This window comes from Sphingomonas qilianensis, assembly GCF_039614825.1.
In the GTDB taxonomy this organism is placed as follows: Bacteria; Pseudomonadota; Alphaproteobacteria; order Sphingomonadales; family Sphingomonadaceae; genus Sphingomonas; species Sphingomonas qilianensis.
Genome location: NZ_JBDIMF010000002.1, coordinates 273,368 through 289,392, shown reverse-complemented (window position 1 = coordinate 289,392; position 16,025 = coordinate 273,368). Strand labels below are relative to the sequence as shown.

Sequence of the window (16,025 nt, the reverse complement as noted above, 5' to 3'; positions counted from 1 at the left end):
CATGAGCCTCGCCCCGCGTCTCGACCTGCGGCAATCGCAATCATTGGTGATGACGCCGCAGCTGCAACAGGCCATTCGCCTGCTCGCGCTGTCCAATCTCGAGATCGAGGGCTTCATTGCCGAGGAAATCGAGCGCAATCCCTTGCTCGACGCGTCCGCACCCGATGATGACGGCCCCACGCTGGAGCGCGAACCGCCAGCCGAACGCTCCGCCGAGCCCGCCACCGCCGATCAGCTCGTGCTGAGTGGCGATGCCACCGGCGAAGCCGCGCTCGACGTGGATTTCGCCACGGAAAGCTTTCATCATGACAGCCCCTCGGACGGCGCTGGCATGGACGGCGCCCTGGGCCTGACCGGCGCGGGCAATGGCGGGACCGGCGACGAAGGCCTCGATTTTGATTCCCTCGCCGCTGCCGATACCAGCCTTGCCGATCATCTGATGGCGCAGGCCGGCACGGTGGTGGACGGCGCGGACCTGTTCATCGCCGCGCATCTGATCGATCAGATCGATGAATGCGGCTATCTCACCGTGCCGTTGCTCGAATTGGCCAACCGGCTCGGCGTGCCGCTGGCCCGCGTCGAAACCGTGCTCGGCATCATCCAGACGTTCGAGCCTACCGGCGTCGGCGCGCGCGATCTCGCCGAATGCCTCAAATTGCAGGCGATCGAGGCCGATCGCTACGATCCATGCATGGCGCGGCTGATCGACAATCTCGATCTGCTCGCCCGCGGCGAACTCGCCCGGCTCAAGCGCCTGTGCGATGTCGATGACGAGGACATGGCCGACATGATCCGCGAGCTGCGCGGCTATGATCCCAAGCCCGGCTGCCGCTTCGGCGGTGAACCCGCGCAGGCGGTGACGCCCGACATCTTCGTCGCGCGCCGCACGATCGGGGGCAAGCATGGCTGGGGCATCGAAATCAACGCCGCCACCCTCCCCCGCCTGCTGGTCAATCGCGGTTATTATGTCGAACTGTCGGGTGGGCATCAGGACAAGGCCAGCAAGGCATGGCTCGGCGACATGCTGGCCAGCGCCAATTGGCTGGTCAAGGCGCTCGATCAGCGCCAGCGCACGATCATCAAGGTGGCGACCGAGATCGTCAAGCAGCAGGAAGCCTTTTTCCTCCACGGCGTCGCGCATCTGAAGCCGATGACGCTGCGCCAGGTCGCCGATGCGATCGACATGCACGAATCGACCGTCAGCCGTGTCACCAGCAACAAATATCTCTCCTGCGCGCGCGGGCTGTACGAGCTCAAATTCTTCTTCACCTCGGCGATCCAGTCGTCGGACGGCGGCGATGCGGTGTCCGCGCAAGCGGTCAAAGCCGCGATCCGCGCGCTGATCGACGGTGAAGGCAACAAGATCCTCTCCGACGACACCTTGGTCGAACTGCTCAATGCCAAGGGCTTCGACATCGCCCGGCGCACCGTCGCCAAATATCGCGAGGCATTGGGCATCGGCAGCTCGGTCCAGCGCCGCCGCGCCAAGGCGCTGGAGGGGGCAGGCTGAGCCCTCACTGTCATCCCAGCGAAAGCTGGGATCTTGTCGGGGTAGGTGCTCCGCGCGCCGCGTGAGATCCCTTTTGCTGGGAAGACGAGCGGGGGCGGGCGTGCGGCGTCAGTCGTCCTCATCCTCATAGCCGACCAGCGCCAGCGCGCGCGCCTTGATCTGGTGCGTCATGCACCAATGCACCAGCGCATCCTCGCGGCCATGCGTCACCCACACTTCCCTGGGCGCGATTTCGGTCAGCGTGTCGGTCAGCTCGTCCCAGTCGGCGTGATCGCTGAGAATCAGCGGCAGCTCGACATTGCGCTGCACCGCGCGCTGCCGCACGCGCATCCACCCCGACGCCATCGCGGTGATCGGATCGGGCAACCGCCGCGACCAGCGATCGTTGAGCGCGCCCGGCGGCGCCACCACCACCTTGCCCATCAGGTCCGCCTTGGGGGTATCCGCCACCAGCCGGAGCTCGCCAAGATCGACGCCCAGCTCGACATACAGGTCGCACAGTCGCTGCACCGCGCCGTGCAGATAGATCGGATCGTCATGCCCGCGATCGCGCAGCTCGCGGATCACGCGCTGCGCCTTGCCGAGCGCATAAGCGCCGACCAGCACGCAGCGCGTCGGGTTGGCGCGGAGCGCCGCGGTCAGCTTGTCGATCTCGTCGCCCGTCTCGGGATGGCGGAACACGGGGAGACCAAAGGTCGCCTCGGTGATGAACACGTCGCATTTGACCGGCTGGAACCCGGTACAGGTCGGATCGGCGCGGCGTTTGTAGTCACCCGAAACGACGATGCGCTCGCCGCGATGATCGAGCACGATCTGCGCCGATCCCAGCACGTGCCCCGCCGGCACGAACGTCGCCTCGACCCCGCCGCCGCAATCCACCGTCTCGCCATAAGCGACCGGGATGCCGGCCTGCGGGCCATAGCGCACGCCCATGATCGCCAGCGTCTCGGGCGTCGCCCACACTGCCGCATGCCCACCCCGCGCATGATCGGCATGGCCATGCGTGACCAAAGCGCGCGGCACCGGGCGCGAGGGATCGACCCAGATATCGGCGGGCTTCACATAGATGCCGTGCGGTTGCGGATCGATCCAGTCGCCGAGCTTTGCCATCGTCCCTATATGGTTGGGATGACTGGTTGTTCCATCAGCGCGATGTGCGATTGCCCCACAATAAGCCGTCACCCCGGACTTGTTCCGGGGTCCGCCGGCCCGCAAACGCCACCGTCCGTTGGCTCGGTGGCACGGTGGACCCCGGAACAAGTCCGCGGTGACCGGGTCTTTGTGTGCTGATGTCAGCCGTATCATTGCCCGCCCCCCTCACCGACTGGTTCGCCGCGCGCGGCTGGTCCCCCCGCCGCCACCAGCTCGCCATGCTCGATGTCGCCCGCGCCGGGCATCACGGGCTGCTCGTCGCTGCCACCGGCGCGGGCAAGACGCTTGCCGGTTTCCTCCCCACGCTGACCGAACTGATCGAGCATCCGACCGAAGGCCTGCACACGCTCTACGTCTCCCCGCTGAAAGCGCTCGCGGTCGACGTCCAGCGCAATTTGATCAATCCGATCGAGGAAATGGGCCTCGATATCCGCGTCGAAACCCGCACCGGCGACACGCCATCGGACCGCAAGGCGCGCCAGCGCGTGCGCCCGCCACAGATCCTGCTCACCACCCCCGAATCGCTCAGCCTGCTGCTCAGCTATCCCGACAGCAATCTGATCTTCGAGAATCTCAGGACGATCGTCGTCGACGAAGTCCACGCCTTCGCCACCGGCAAACGCGGCGACCTGCTCGCGCTCTGCATGGCGCGGCTGCAGCGCCTCGCCCCCGGCCTGCGCCGCGTTGCGCTCTCCGCCACCGTTGCGGATGCCGATGGCTATCGCGCCTGGCTCGCCCCCGATGGCGATATCGACACGGTAGATCTGGTGCAGGGCGAGCCCGGCGCCCCGGCCAATATCGATATCCTGCTGCCCGAGGGGCGCGTGCCCTGGTCGGGCCATTCCGGCCGCTATGCCGCCGAACAGGTGATGGCCGAGATCGAGACGCACAAGACCTCGATCGTGTTCTGCAACACGCGCAGCCTGGCCGAACTGATCTTCCAGGATCTGTGGAAGGTCAACGCGATGGGCCTGCCGATCGGCATCCATCACGGCTCCTTGAGCCTGGAGGCGCGCCGCAAGGTCGAATCCGCCATGGCCGATGGCAAGCTGCGCGGCCTCGTCGCCACCGCCTCCCTCGATCTCGGCGTCGATTGGGGCGATGTCGATCTCGTCATCCAGATGGGCGCGCCGAAGGGCTCGTCGCGCCTGCTGCAGCGCATCGGCCGTTCCAATCACCGCATGGACGAGCCATCGGAAGCGGTGATCGTCCCCGGCAACCGCTTCGAATATCTCGAGGCGCGCGCCGCTTTGGACGCGGTCGATGCCGGCGAGCTCGATCCCGATATTTTCCGCATGGGCGGGCTCGACGTGCTCGCGCAGCACATCATGGCCTGCGCCTGCGCCGCGCCGTTCACCTCCGCCGACATGCTCGATGAAATCCGCTCGGCCTTGCCCTATTCCGCGCTGACCGCGGAGACCTTCGATCGCGTGCTCGGCTTCATCCGCGACGGTGGCTATGCGCTCAAGGCATATGAGAAATTCAAGCGGCTGACGCAGGACGAGGATGGGCTGTGGCGCGTCAGCCACCCCAAATTCGTCACCCAGCACCGGCTCAACGCGGGGATCATCGTCGAGGCGACGATGCTCACCGTGCGCTTCAAGAACGGCCGCAGCCTCGGCAAGGTCGAGGAAGCGTTCGCCGCCACGTTGATGTCGGGCGACACCTTCTTCTTCGCCGGCATGAGCCTGGAAGTGATGGGGGTATCGACCGAGGATCTGCTGGTCCGCGCCACCGCCCGGCCAGCGCGTATCCCGACCTATGGCGGCGCGCGCATGGCGATGTCGACCAATCTGGCCGAGCGGGTCCGCGGCTTTCTCGCCGATCCCGGCCAATGGTCGCGCTTCCCCAATGACGTGCGCGAATGGCTCGAAGTGCAGATGCGCCGCTCGACCCTGCCCAATCCCGGCCAGCTGCTGGTCGAGACGTTCCCCCGCGAAGGCCGGCATTACATGGTCGCCTACAGCTTCGAAGGCTGGAACGCGCATCAGTCGCTGGGCATGCTGGTCACGCGCCGGATGGAGACGCTGGGGCTGAAGCCGATGGGCTTCGTGTCGAACGATTATGCTTTGGCCTGTTACGGGCTGGAGCCGATCACCGACCCGCAATCCCTGTTCTCGCCCGACATTCTGGAGGACGAGTTCGTCGATTGGGTGCAAAGCTCGGCACTGCTCAAGCGCGCCTTCCGCGAGGTCGCGGTGATCGGCGGGCTGGTCGAGCGCCAGCATCCCGGCAAGCGCAAGACGGGCAAGCAGGTCACTTTCTCGACCGACCTGATCTACGATGTGCTGCGCAAATACGAACCCGGCCATCTGCTGCTGCAAGCCGCGTGGGAAGACGCGCGCGCGCGCATGACCGATGTCGGGCGCCTCGCCAGCCTGCTCGATCGCGCGGTGGATACCATGCTGCACGTCGATCTCGATCGCGTCTCGCCGCTCGCGGTCCCCGTGCTGACGCTGATCGGTCGCGAGAAGATCGCCACTGGCCTGGCCGACGATGCGCTGCTGATCGAAGCCGAAGCGCTCGCCGCGGAAGCCATGCGCCTGGACTGACCTTCTCATTCCTCCCCCGACGGGGGAGGGGGACCGCCAGCCTTCTTCAGGCTGGTGGTGGAGGGATGGCCACGAGCGCTGCCGCCGCTGCGCTACCCGCCACCATTTGCCGAAGGGGAGTAATAAGGAAGGATTGCAAAAGGTCCGCATCGGGCGCACCCTTGGTGCATGCCGCTTATAGCCGCCCTGTCCCTCGCGCTGATGGCACCCGCAACTCCGCAAGCGCCCCCCGCCCCCAGCACCATGCCCGCACCGGACCCGGCCCCCGCCGCGCTCGATTTTGCCACCGAGCAGGAGCGCATGACGCTCCCGGTCAAAATCGCCGATTCCGGGCCTTACGCCTTCATCGTCGATACCGGATCACAACGCACCGTCATCTCGCGCCAATTGGCCGAACGGCTCAGGCTCGCGCCGGGCCGCAACGTCCGCATCACCGCCATGACCGGGCAAAGCAACGTCACCACCGCGATCATTCCGCTGATCACCGTCGGGCTGCTCGCCGGCAGCCGCATCGAGGCGCCGATGCTGGAGGCACAGCATCTTGGCGCCGATGGCCTGCTCGGGCTCGATACGTTGCAGGGCCGCAAGTTGACGATCGATTTCGATCGCCGCCAGATGACCGTCACCACCGCCGAGAAACGCCGCCGCACGTCGCGCACCCTGCCCGGCGAGATCGTCGTCACCGCGCGCAGCGTGCTCGGGCAATTGGTCGTCACCGATGCAGTGTATCGCGGTAGCAGCATCCGCGTGATCCTTGATACCGGCGCCGCCGTAACGATCGGCAATCTCGCGCTGCAACGCCGCGTCGGCCGCCGCAAGCTCACCCCGGTGGCGGTGACCAGCGTCACCGGATCGGTGCTGCAGGCGGCCTATACGCAGATCCAGGAAGTCAGCGTCGGCGACATCAAGTTCCAGAACCTGCCCGTCGCCTTTGCCGATGCCGCGCCGTTCGAACGGTTCGGGCTGCACAAGCGCCCCGCGCTGCTGCTCGGCATGGATGCGATGCGGCTGTTCCGTCGGGTTGATATCGATTTCACCAATCGCGAAGTGCGCTTCGCCCTGCCCCGCGGATAAAGGCAGCGCGTTCCGCGACTTGCGCGCGATCGAATGCGCGTTACGCTGGCCCCAAATCATCAAGGGGCGTGGGCGATGCGGACGATCAAGCTGGCGACATTCGGGATCACGGCGCTGCTGGGGGCGCAGCCGATCGCCGCTTCCGCGCCAGCGCTCAGCCCCGATCAGCAGCGTTTCTTCGGGCTTTACAAGGAACTGGTGGAGACCAACACGACGCTCTCCGCCGGCTCCTGTACGCAAGCCGCCGATCAGATCGCCACGCGGCTCAAGGCGGCGGGCTTCGCCGATGCCGACATCACGCAATTCTCCGTCCCCGATCATCCCAAGGATGGCGGCTTGGTCGCGATCCTCCCGGGCAGCGACCAGAAGCTGAAGCCGATGCTGCTGCTCGGTCATCTCGATGTGGTCGAGGCCAAGCGCGAGGATTGGGTGCGCGATCCGTTCAAGCTGACCGAGGAAGACGGCTATTATTACGCGCGCGGCACGGTCGACGACAAGGCGATGAGCGCGATCTGGGCCGACAGCCTGATCCGTTTCAAGACCGCGGGCTATAAACCCAAACGGACGATCAAGCTCGCGCTGACCTGCGGCGAGGAAACCACTTTCGCGTGGAACGGCGCGCAGTGGCTGGCCAACAACAGACCGGATCTGATCGCTGCGGAATTCGTGCTCAACGAAGGCGGCGGCGGGCGGCTCGATGCGCAGGGCAAGCGCGAGGTACTCGCCGTGCAAGTCGGCGAAAAGGCCGCGCAGAATTACACCTTCGCCGCCACCAACCCCGGCGGGCACAGCTCACAGCCCGTGCCCGATAACGCGATCTACGAGCTTGCCGACGCGGTCGAGGCGGTGCGGGCGTATGAATTCCCCGTCAAATTCACCGATACGACACGCGCCTTCTTCGCCGCCACCGCCAAGGCCGTGCCCGGTGCGATGGGCAGCGCGATCACGCGCTTGCTCGCCAACCCGGCCGACGCCGCCGCGGACAAGATCGTCAGCCAGGACAAGACGTTCCATTCCACGCTGCGCACCACCTGCGTGGCGACGTTGCTGAATGCCGGCCACGCCGAAAACGCGCTCCCGCAGCGCGCCACCGCCAACATCAATTGCCGCATCTTCCCCGGCGAAACGGTCGACGCGACGCTCGCCAGATTGGAGGAACTGGCCGGCCCCAAGGTCAAGGTCAGCATCAACCCGCCGGTCCGCCCCACCGCGATCCCCACCCCGCTCGATCCCAGGATCCTCGGCCCCGCCACCACGCTCGCCGCCAAGCATTTCCCCGGCGTGCCGGTCGTGCCGCTGATGTCCACCGGCGCCACCGACGGTATCTTCTTCCAGGCCATCGGCATGCCCGTTTACGGCGTGCCCGGCATCTTCATCGACAGCGATTTCAGCGGCATCCACGGCCTCAACGAGCGCATCCGCGTCAAGTCGCTCTATGACGGCCGCGCGTATCTCTACGATCTGATCAAGGTGTACGCCGGCTGATCACCGTCAGCTCATACGGCAGTTCACACCGTCACCTGCTCGCCCAGCTCCAGCACCTTGCCCGGCGGGATCTTCAGGAAATCCGTCGGGTCGCTGGCGTTGCGCTGCAGGAACATGAACAGATGATCCTGCCATAACGGCATGCCTTCATTGGCCACCGCCTTCAGCGTGTTGCGGCCGATGAAATAGCTCGTCTTGGCGGGGTTGAGCACCTTCTTGTGCGCCGCCGCCTGCAGCCCCAGATCGGTCGGCACGTCGGGCTGCTCCATGAAGCCATAGGTGAGCATGACGATGGCGAAATTGTCATCGAGCTTCTCGATCCGCACGCGATCCTCGGCGGCCACCATCGGCCGGTCGGTGGTGCGGATGCTGACCACCAGATTGCGCTCGTGCAGCACCTTGTTGTGCTTGAGATTGTGCAGCAGCGCGCCCGGCGCATTGGCCGGATTGGCGGTGAGGAACACCGCGGTGCCCTCGACCCGCTCCGGCGGCCGCCGCGCCAGCGCCGCGGCCAGATCAGCGAGCGGCACGCTCTGCCGTTCCTCGAAACTGCGCACGATGCCGCGGCCGCGCACCCAGGTATAGATCAGCAACCCGATCAGCGCCGCCACCACCAGCGGCACCCAGCCGCCCTCCACGACACGCAAAATATTGGCGCCGAAGAACACGCAGTCGAGCGCCAGGAACGGCAGGATCACCACCAGCGCCAGCGGCCGGTTCCAATGCCAGCGATGCCGCGCGACGATATAGGCCAGCAACGTGGTCACCACCATCGTGCCGGTCACCGCGATGCCGTACGCCGCGGCCATCGCCGAGGACGAGCGGAACTGCGTCACCAGCACCAGCACGCCGGTCAGCAACAGCCAGTTGATCGCCGGCAGATAGATCTGCCCGGCATGATGCGCCGAGGTCTGGCGGATGCGCAGGCGCGGCAGCAAGCCCAGCTGGATCGCCTGCTGCGTCAGCGAATAGGCCCCGGTGATCACCGCCTGGCTGGCAATCACCGTCGCCAGCAGCGACAACCCGACCAGCCACGGGCGGAACGCCTCGGGCGCCATCAGGAAGAACCAGTCCTGATTGGCAAATGCGGTGCCGCCCGTCTCGGCAGTCTCCAGCGCGGCCAGCGCGAACGCGCCCTGCCCGAGATAATTGAACGACAAGGCGGGAAACACCAGGGCGAACCAGCCCAGCCGGATCGGCGCGCGCCCGAAATGCCCCATGTCCGCGGTCAGCGCTTCCGCCCCCGTTACGGTCAGGAACACCGCGCCCAGCACGAACAGCCCGGTCACGCCATGCGTCACCAGGAACATCACGCCATAATGCGGCGAGAATACGCGCAGGATCGAAGGCTCATCGGCGATATGCCACAGCCCCAGCCCGCCGATCACCACGAACCACACGATACACACCGGCCCGAACAGGCTCGAGATTCGCGCCGTGCCGCGCGCTTGCACCATGAACAGCGCGACCAGGATGATCACCGTCACCAGCAGGATGCCGCGCTGGTCGATCGCCTGCTCCAGCCCCGGGATGGTCCTGATCCCCTCGACCGCCGACAGCACCGACAAAGCCGGCGTAATGATCGCATCGCCGTAAAACAGCGCCGCGCCGCTCGCCCCCAGCACGATCGCGATCAGCGAGCGCTTGCCCAGCGCGCGCCTGGCCAGCGCGGTCAGCGCCAGCACGCCGCCTTCGCCCTGATTGTCCGCGCGCATCAGGAACACGATATATTTGAGCGTCACGACGATGATCAGCGACCACAGGGCAAGGCTCAGCACGCCAAGGATTTCGCTGGCATCGATCCCGCCCGCCTTGGTCTGCCCCAGCGCCTCGCGAAACGCGTACAGTGGGCTGGTGCCGATATCGCCAAATACCACGCCGATCGCGCCGATGGTCAGCGCGAGCAGGGCGGGGTGCGGCAATGCGGCCGACGGGGGCGTTTCAGCGACGGATGACATGACAGACGGCCTGTAAGGAAGCAGCGCGCGCTCTACGCCTGTTGCAGTGCAGCGCAAGAAAATAGCACGTGCCGCGATAACCGGGCAAATCATACTGAATCATTGATCGTTGCCGCGTCCGGCGTCATAGCCGGCCCATGGTTCCCTTTTCGTTCGCCGGCCACGCGCTCTGCGCCCTCCCCCAGGGCGCCTTATACTGGCCGGCGCGGCGCGCGTTGCTGGTCGCCGACCTGCATTTCGAAAAGGCCAGCTGGTTCGCGCTGCGCGGGCAGATGCTGCCGCCCTATGATTCGCTCGCCACGCTCACCGATCTCACCGCCTTGGTCGCCGCCACCGAGGCGCAGGAAGTATGGTGCCTGGGCGACAGCTTCCACGATTCCGCCGGCTGCGATCGCCTGCCCGCGCAGGCGCAGGACATGCTGCGCGCGCTGACCGGCACGACGCGCTGGACGTGGATCACCGGCAATCACGATCCAAGGATCGATCGCTGCGGTGGCGAAGTATGCGACGAAGCCGAGGTCGACGGCCTGGTGCTGCGCCACGAAGCCGACCCGCGCGACGACCGCCCCGAACTCTCCGGCCATTTCCACCCCAAATTGCGCCTGCGCGTGCGCGGCAAGCTCGTGTCGCGCCGCTGCTTCGTGGTGACGGCAACCAAGATGATTTTCCCCGCCTTCGGTGCGCTGACCGGGGGGCTGGACGCCACCCACCCGGAGATCGTGCGTGCCGTCGGCGCCGGGGCTCAGGCGCTGATCGCGGTGGAGGATCGCCTGCTGCGCTTCGCGCTGGCGGCATAGACGACTAAACGAAAAGCCCCCCCTCAGGGGAGGGGCATTATCACCCGCCTACCGCGCCAGGCTCGGGAACCCCGCCTTGAACCCCGCCACCTTGGGCTTGTCCCACCTCACGATATACGGATGCGTCGGGTTGCGATCGAAAAAGTTCTGGTGATACTCCTCGGCCGGGAAGAACGCGCCGCCCTCCAGCTTGGTCACGATCGGCTTGGGAAACACCCGCGCCTGGCCCAGTTGCGCGATATAAGCCGCGGCCACCGCTTTCTGCTGTGCCGTCTGCGGGAAGATCGCCGAGCGATAGCTCGGGCCGCTGTCCGGCCCCTGGCGGTTGAGTTCGGTCGGGTTGTGCGCGATCGAGAAATAGACCCGCAGCAACGTGCCGTAACTCACCTGCGCCGGATCATAGACCAGCTTCACCGCCTCGGCATGGCCGGTGCGCTCGGTGGCAACCTGATCGTAGCTGGCGGTGCTGCGCGTGCCCCCGGCATAGCCCGCGGTAACGGCTTTCACGCCCTTCACACGCTCGAACACCGCCTCCAGCCCCCAGAAACACCCGCCGGCCAACACCGCGGTCTGCAAGCCTGCAGTTTTGGGAACGTCCATTTTGGCAGCCGGAATCGGCACGGCGCGCTCGGCCTGCGCGGTGCCGCAGGCGGACAAGGTGGCGGTCAGAACCGCCGATGCGATGAACTTGTTCATGAGATCAGGACCTCCGGGGGGACGCCCGATATGCCGGCGTCGCCCAGCTCCCGAATATAGGGCGGCGCCGATCGCGCCGCCAGAGCCCCGCCTTAGCGCGCCTGCTGCTGCGTCGTGGCGAACGGCGCCGTAACCGTATCCGCCGGGGTCAGCGTCACCATGCCGAGCGCGCCCAGCGCGAAACCGGCGGCGAACTGCCAGAGAAAGGTGGATTTGATAATAGAGCGCATGATCGTGATCCTTTGCGGCCCCCGCATTGCAGTGCTGGCGGCCATGACAATCCTTGTCGGCGCTGCAGATCGTCCTTCGACCCGCTACCGACAAGATCGTTTTACGAAACGCTTGGTTGATCGCGGCTGAAGCGATCGTTCATCCGGGGGCTAGGTGGCGTTCAACACCCACGGTCATCCCAGCGGAAGCTGGGATCTCATGCGGCTGGCGGACGACACGAGTCGCACAAGACCCCAGCTTTCGCTGGGGTGACGAAAGAAAGTACTACCGCAGCGCCGCGCACGCCGCCTGGATTCGCGCGCCCGCCTCGCGCAGCACCGTATCCGACGTGGCGTAGGAAATGCGCATCGCCGGCGACAGGCCAAACGCCGCGCCCTGCACCGCCGCCACCTTGGCGTCGTCGAGCAGATAGCCGACGAAATCCTCGTCGGTCGCGATCACCTGGCCGTTCGGCGTGGTCTTGCCGATCAGCCCGGAAATCTCCGGATAGACGTAGAACGCGCCTTCGGGCGTCGGGCAGGTGATGCCGGGGATCTGGTTGAGCATGGCCACGATCAGGTCGCGCCGGCCCTGGAACAGCGCGGCATGATCCTTCAGGAAGCCCTGATCCTCGGTCAGCGCGGCCACGCTTGCCGCCTGCGCGATCGAGCAGGGATTGCTTGTCGATTGCGATTGCAGCTTGGACATCGCCTTGATCAGCCACGGCGCGCCGCCGGCAAAGCCGATCCGCCACCCGGTCATGGCATAGGCCTTGGAGCAGCCATTGGCGGTCAGCGTGCGCTCGTACAGCGAGGGGCAGACCTGCGCGATGGTGGTGAACTCGAAATCGTCGAACACGATATGCTCGTACATGTCGTCGGCGAAGATCCACACATGCGGATGCCGCTCGAGCACCGCGCCCAGCGCCTTCAATTCGTCGCGTGAATAGGCCGCGCCGGTCGGGTTGGAAGGCGAATTGAGGATCACCCATTTGGTCCGCGGCGTGATCGCCGCTTCCAGCTGCTCGGGGCGCAATTTGTAATTCTGCTCGGCGCCCGCCGCCACGAACACCGGCGTGCCGTTTGCGAACAAGACGACATCGGGATAGCTCACCCAGTAGGGCGCGGGGATGACGACCTCGTCGCCGGCGTCCAGCGTCGCCACCATCGCGTTGAACAAGGTGTGCTTGCCGCCCGCGTTGATGGTGATCTGGTTGCGCGCATAGGTCAGGTCATTGTCGCGCTTGAACTTCAGGATCACCGCATCCTTCAGCTCGGGCGTGCCATCGACATTGGTATATTTGGTCTTGCCGTCGCGGATCGCCTTGATCCCCGCTTCCTTGATGAAATCGGGTGTATCGAAATCGGGTTCGCCGGCGCCCAGCCCGATCACATCGACGCCTTGTGCCTTCAGCTCGATCACGCGCGAGGTAATCGCCAGCGTCGGAGACGGCTTGATACGATTGAGCGCGGCGGAGGGCTGCATGATCAGTTCCTGATGTTGGGAAGGCGCGGCGGCTATGCCTCGCTCTGCGCTAGTTCGCAACCGCAACGACGCCCGCAAACAGACCGCGCAGCGCATTGCCGAGCAGGAAACCGCCCGCCAGATCGGCCGGCGTCAGATCGCCCTCGATGGCCCGCCCGCTGGCCAGCAGATCGGCGCGCAGCACGCCGGGCAGCAATCCCCGCGACGCTGGCGGGGTCACCAGCACGCCGTCGCGCTCCACGAAGATGTTGGTAAAGCTGCCTTCGGTCAGAAAACCATGCCGATCGACGAACACCACTTCGTCCGCCACGGACGCGCGCCGCGCATCATCGTAAAATCCGCGATCGCTGATCTTGTGACGCAGGCGGAAATCGTCGCTCGCCACCGGCAACGGCACGATCTCGATCGGCATGGCGCTGGTGATCGCTGCGGGCAGCGCGCCGACCTCGATCGCGATTGCCCCGCTTCGCGCGACCAGCAACCGCACCCGGCGTGCGCGGCGCAGCCGGAAAGTCGCCGCCTGCAGTTCGTTGCGCACGGCGTGGCGATTGAACGTGAAGCCGAACAATTCGGCGCTGGCCGTCATCCGCGCGAGATGCCGGTTGAGCTGCAACAGCCCGATCTCGGGATCGAACGCCATCGTTTCGATCAGATCGAAGCCGGTTTGCCCGGCGGTCAGAAAGGCGCCTTTGGCCAGTGTCTCGTCCCATTCCTCGGTTGAGCGCGAATCCGCCACGATCCCGCCTCCTGCACCGAACGTGGCATGCGCCTCGCCGTTCCGGATCGTCAGCGTGCGGATCGCCACGTTGAAGCTTGAGTCGCGCGTGCCGTCCGGCCGGGCGGCATCGATCCGCCCGATCGATCCGGTATAGGCGCCGCGCGGCGTGGCCTCGATCGCGGCGATCGCCTGCATCGCGCGGATCTTGGGCGCGCCGGTGATCGATCCGCAGGGAAACAGCGCCGCCAGCACGTCGATCGCGTCCTTGTCGGGCGCACGTTCAGCGGTGACGGTCGAGACCATCTGATGCACCGTCGGATAATGTTCGATCGCAAACAGCTGCGGCACCGCGACGCTGCCGGGCACGGCCACGCGCGACAGATCGTTGCGCATCAGATCGACGATCATCAGGTTTTCCGCGCGCTGCTTGCCATCCTCGGCCAGTGCGCGCGCCAGCGCCGCATCCTCCGCCGCCGTCGCGCCGCGCCGTGCCGTGCCCTTCATCGGGCGGCAGGTCAGCGCCTCCCCTTCCAGGCTGAAGAACAGTTCGGGCGACAGCGACAGCAGCGCCTGCTCGCCGGTCCATAGCAACGCGCCGTGCCCGGCCTGCGCGCGCGCGCGCAATTGCGCATACAGGGCCAGCGGATTGCCCGCGATGCGGCACGTCGCCCGGTAGGTCAGATTGGTCTGATACAGATCACCCGCGGCGATCAGCTCCAGCACCTGCGCGACCTGCGCGTCATACTGCGCCCGCCCGATCGACGGCGTCGGTGCGCCGATCCACGCCCCCGCCGGATCGGGCAGCCAGTCTCCAACATCGGCGATCGTCTCGCAGCGCTCGAACAGTCCGAACCACAGCAAAGGCCCGCCCGAATCCGCCATTCCCAACACCGGTTCCAGCCCGGCGCCGGCCTCGTACGCCAAAAATCCAACACCATGATATCCACCCGCCGCGCGCAAATCGTCCAGCGCGCCAACGATCTCTTTTGTCTCCTTCGCCACGATCACGCGCACCGGATCGCGATAGAGCAGCGCGCCCGCGCGCCCGGCACGCGCGTCGTCCAGCAGAACAAAGGGATTTTGGGTAAGCGACAACATGGTCGCCCCCGAATGCAATGCACGCGGCGCCACGGCAAGCGAAGGTTGCCGCTGCGCGCGCGCGCGCCTATTTCGGCGCCATGGCCAATCCTCCCCTTCGCGCCGCGATCATCCCCGTCACGCCGCTGCAGCAGAATTGCACGCTTTTATGGTGCACGGCGACGATGCGTGGCGCGTTCGTCGATCCCGGCGGCGATCTGCCCAAATTGATCGCCGCGGCGGCGCAACACGGTGTGACGATCGAGAAGATCATCCTGACACACGGCCATTTCGATCATTGCGGCGAGGCCAAGCCGCTGGCCGAGCAGCTCGGCGTGCCGATCGAAGGGCCGCATGAAGCGGATCTGTTCCTGCTCGAAACGCTTGCCGAAGACGGCATGAAATACGGCATCATGGGCGGCAAATCGTTTGTCCCCGATCGCTGGTTGGTGGAAGGCGATACGGTGAGCGTCGGCGATCTCACGCTCAATGTGTATGAAACGCCCGGCCACACCCCCGGGCACGTCATTTTCCACCATCCCGAATCGAATCTGGCGTTGGTGGGTGACGTACTGTTCCAGGGCTCGGTCGGCCGCACCGATTTCCCCCGCAGCAACCATAATGATCTGATCACCTCGGTGGTCACCAAATTATGGCCGCTCGGCGATGACACCGCGTTCATCCCCGGCCACGGCCCGACCAGCACGTTCGGCCACGAACGCCAGTATAATCCATTCGTCGGCAAGGGCGCGACCGGCTAGCCCGCCGCGGGCACCGCCTCGATTCCGCCGGGCGTGGCATAATGATCGATCAGCGGCAGTGCGATGGCATAGCCCCCCAGCCCCAGCAGCAGCAGGAAGGTGATCAACGTGCCGGCCATGCGCCCGCCCTTCATCCCGTCCATGCCGAGCGGATGCACGACACGCGCGATCAGAAAGAGAATCGCCGCCCCCCACAGCCATGTCGAGCTGCCGGTGGTGAATTCCAGCACGGCGATCAACGCCACGATGAAAGGCGCATATTCCACATAATTTGATTGCGCGCGCATGCGGGCGATCAGCGCTGTATTGCCGCCGTCGCCAATGCTCACTTGGGCCGCCCGGCGGATCTGTCCCACGCGCATCCCCAGCCACAGCGCGATGATCGCCGCGCCGCCGGTGGTGGCCAGCGTGATCGGCAAGGTGATGTTCGGCATGATATTCCCCCAGATATGACGTGCGTCGCACCCTGCCGATCACCGCGGCGGGTTGCAACGCCCCCAGGAATCGCTATAGGCGCAACGCTTCGCGAGCGTCCGGCCGCTGGTGCCAC

General features: G+C 66.0%; 14 protein-coding genes. 7 read left to right on the top strand and 7 right to left on the bottom strand.

Features of this window, described 5'->3' with window-relative positions:
- The first annotated feature begins 1 nt into the window (after position 1).
- A complete protein-coding gene (gene rpoN, locus ABC969_RS07850) occupies positions 2–1,510 on the top strand; it encodes an RNA polymerase factor sigma-54 (protein WP_345864121.1) in 1,509 nt (502 codons plus the stop codon).
- A gap of 108 nt (positions 1,511–1,618) precedes the next feature.
- On the opposite strand, the gene ABC969_RS07845 is transcribed toward rpoN, so the two are convergent.
- Positions 1,619–2,620 carry a ligase-associated DNA damage response exonuclease gene (locus ABC969_RS07845; protein WP_345864120.1) on the bottom strand — a complete coding sequence of 334 codons (1,002 nt, stop codon included), beginning with the start codon at positions 2,618–2,620 and terminating at the stop codon, positions 1,619–1,621.
- A 179-nt stretch (positions 2,621–2,799) separates the two neighbouring features.
- Here ABC969_RS07845 and ABC969_RS07840 point away from each other — a divergent pair, with 179 nt between their 5' ends.
- From ABC969_RS07840 to ABC969_RS07830, 3 genes are all read left to right on the top strand, one after another.
- Positions 2,800–5,214 (top strand): ligase-associated DNA damage response DEXH box helicase, encoded by a 2,415-nt coding sequence (locus ABC969_RS07840; protein WP_345864118.1) that lies wholly within the window; start codon positions 2,800–2,802, stop codon positions 5,212–5,214.
- A gap of 243 nt (positions 5,215–5,457) precedes the next feature.
- Positions 5,458–6,288 carry an aspartyl protease family protein gene (locus tag ABC969_RS07835; RefSeq protein WP_345864117.1) on the top strand — a complete coding sequence of 277 codons (831 nt, stop codon included), beginning with the start codon at positions 5,458–5,460 and terminating at the stop codon, positions 6,286–6,288.
- Positions 6,289–6,363: 75 nt separating this feature from the next.
- Positions 6,364–7,773 (top strand): M20/M25/M40 family metallo-hydrolase, encoded by a 1,410-nt coding sequence (locus ABC969_RS07830; protein ID WP_345864116.1) that lies wholly within the window; start codon positions 6,364–6,366, stop codon positions 7,771–7,773.
- Between the two features lie 23 nt (positions 7,774–7,796).
- On the opposite strand, the gene ABC969_RS07825 is transcribed toward ABC969_RS07830, so the two are convergent.
- On the bottom strand, positions 7,797–9,731 hold the full coding sequence (locus ABC969_RS07825; RefSeq protein WP_345864115.1) for a potassium transporter Kup: 1,935 nt from the start codon (positions 9,729–9,731) through the stop codon (positions 7,797–7,799).
- A gap of 137 nt (positions 9,732–9,868) precedes the next feature.
- Between ABC969_RS07825 and pdeM the strand changes: the two genes are divergently transcribed.
- Entirely contained in the window at positions 9,869–10,528 is a 660-nt protein-coding gene (pdeM, locus tag ABC969_RS07820) for a ligase-associated DNA damage response endonuclease PdeM (RefSeq protein ID WP_345864114.1), read from the top strand.
- A gap of 48 nt (positions 10,529–10,576) precedes the next feature.
- Here pdeM and msrA read toward each other — a convergent pair whose 3' ends face one another.
- Both msrA and ABC969_RS07810 read right to left on the bottom strand, forming a co-directional pair.
- Positions 10,577–11,224: a peptide-methionine (S)-S-oxide reductase MsrA gene (msrA, locus tag ABC969_RS07815; protein WP_345864113.1), complete on the bottom strand. Its 648-nt coding sequence runs from the start codon at positions 11,222–11,224 to the stop codon at positions 10,577–10,579.
- Positions 11,225–11,316: 92 nt separating this feature from the next.
- On the bottom strand, positions 11,317–11,454 hold the full coding sequence (locus ABC969_RS07810) for a hypothetical protein (protein WP_345864112.1): 138 nt from the start codon (positions 11,452–11,454) through the stop codon (positions 11,317–11,319).
- Between ABC969_RS07810 and ABC969_RS07805 the strand changes: the two genes are divergently transcribed.
- Entirely contained in the window at positions 11,453–11,584 is a 132-nt protein-coding gene (locus tag ABC969_RS07805) for a hypothetical protein (protein ID WP_345864111.1), read from the top strand. The genes ABC969_RS07810 and ABC969_RS07805 overlap by 2 nt on opposite strands.
- A gap of 135 nt (positions 11,585–11,719) precedes the next feature.
- On the opposite strand, the gene ABC969_RS07800 is transcribed toward ABC969_RS07805, so the two are convergent.
- Together ABC969_RS07800 and pabB are read right to left on the bottom strand one after the other, a co-directional pair.
- Positions 11,720–12,919, bottom strand: a complete 1,200-nt coding sequence (locus ABC969_RS07800) for a pyridoxal phosphate-dependent aminotransferase (RefSeq protein WP_345864110.1) — start codon at positions 12,917–12,919, stop codon at positions 11,720–11,722.
- Positions 12,920–12,968: 49 nt separating this feature from the next.
- The gene (gene pabB, locus ABC969_RS07795; RefSeq protein WP_345864109.1) at positions 12,969–14,735 is read right to left on the bottom strand and encodes an aminodeoxychorismate synthase component I; all 1,767 of its coding nucleotides are present in this window, start codon (positions 14,733–14,735) and stop codon (positions 12,969–12,971) included.
- An 80-nt stretch (positions 14,736–14,815) separates the two neighbouring features.
- On the opposite strand from pabB, the gene ABC969_RS07790 reads away from it, so the two are divergent.
- Complete coding sequence (locus tag ABC969_RS07790) at positions 14,816–15,475, top strand: MBL fold metallo-hydrolase (RefSeq protein ID WP_345864310.1); 660 nt, start codon at positions 14,816–14,818, stop codon at positions 15,473–15,475.
- Here the strand turns inward: ABC969_RS07790 and ABC969_RS07785 are convergent.
- Positions 15,472–15,909 carry an MAPEG family protein gene (locus ABC969_RS07785; protein WP_345864108.1) on the bottom strand — a complete coding sequence of 146 codons (438 nt, stop codon included), beginning with the start codon at positions 15,907–15,909 and terminating at the stop codon, positions 15,472–15,474. The two genes, ABC969_RS07790 and ABC969_RS07785, sit on opposite strands and share 4 nt — an antisense overlap.
- Positions 15,910–16,025: the final 116 nt, after the last annotated feature.

Bases quoted from the DNA above. Each gene is read 5' to 3' on its own strand.
- ABC969_RS07845 (WP_345864120.1), bottom strand. From the start codon at position 2,620: ATGGCAAAGCTCGGCGACTGGATCGATCCGCAACCGCACGGCATCTAT.
- ABC969_RS07810 (WP_345864112.1), bottom strand. From the start codon at position 11,454: ATGCGCTCTATTATCAAATCCACCTTTCTCTGGCAGTTCGCCGCCGGT.
- pdeM (WP_345864114.1), top strand. From the start codon at position 9,869: ATGGTTCCCTTTTCGTTCGCCGGCCACGCGCTCTGCGCCCTCCCCCAG.
- ABC969_RS07805 (WP_345864111.1), top strand. From the start codon at position 11,453: ATGATCGTGATCCTTTGCGGCCCCCGCATTGCAGTGCTGGCGGCCATG.
- rpoN (WP_345864121.1), top strand. From the start codon at position 2: ATGAGCCTCGCCCCGCGTCTCGACCTGCGGCAATCGCAATCATTGGTG.
- pabB (WP_345864109.1), bottom strand. From the start codon at position 14,735: ATGTTGTCGCTTACCCAAAATCCCTTTGTTCTGCTGGACGACGCGCGT.
- ABC969_RS07825 (WP_345864115.1), bottom strand. From the start codon at position 9,731: ATGTCATCCGTCGCTGAAACGCCCCCGTCGGCCGCATTGCCGCACCCC.
- ABC969_RS07840 (WP_345864118.1), top strand. From the start codon at position 2,800: ATGTCAGCCGTATCATTGCCCGCCCCCCTCACCGACTGGTTCGCCGCG.
- ABC969_RS07790 (WP_345864310.1), top strand. From the start codon at position 14,816: ATGGCCAATCCTCCCCTTCGCGCCGCGATCATCCCCGTCACGCCGCTG.
- ABC969_RS07785 (WP_345864108.1), bottom strand. From the start codon at position 15,909: ATGCCGAACATCACCTTGCCGATCACGCTGGCCACCACCGGCGGCGCG.
- ABC969_RS07830 (WP_345864116.1), top strand. From the start codon at position 6,364: ATGCGGACGATCAAGCTGGCGACATTCGGGATCACGGCGCTGCTGGGG.
- ABC969_RS07835 (WP_345864117.1), top strand. From the start codon at position 5,458: ATGCCCGCACCGGACCCGGCCCCCGCCGCGCTCGATTTTGCCACCGAG.
- msrA (WP_345864113.1), bottom strand. From the start codon at position 11,224: ATGAACAAGTTCATCGCATCGGCGGTTCTGACCGCCACCTTGTCCGCC.
- ABC969_RS07800 (WP_345864110.1), bottom strand. From the start codon at position 12,919: ATGCAGCCCTCCGCCGCGCTCAATCGTATCAAGCCGTCTCCGACGCTG.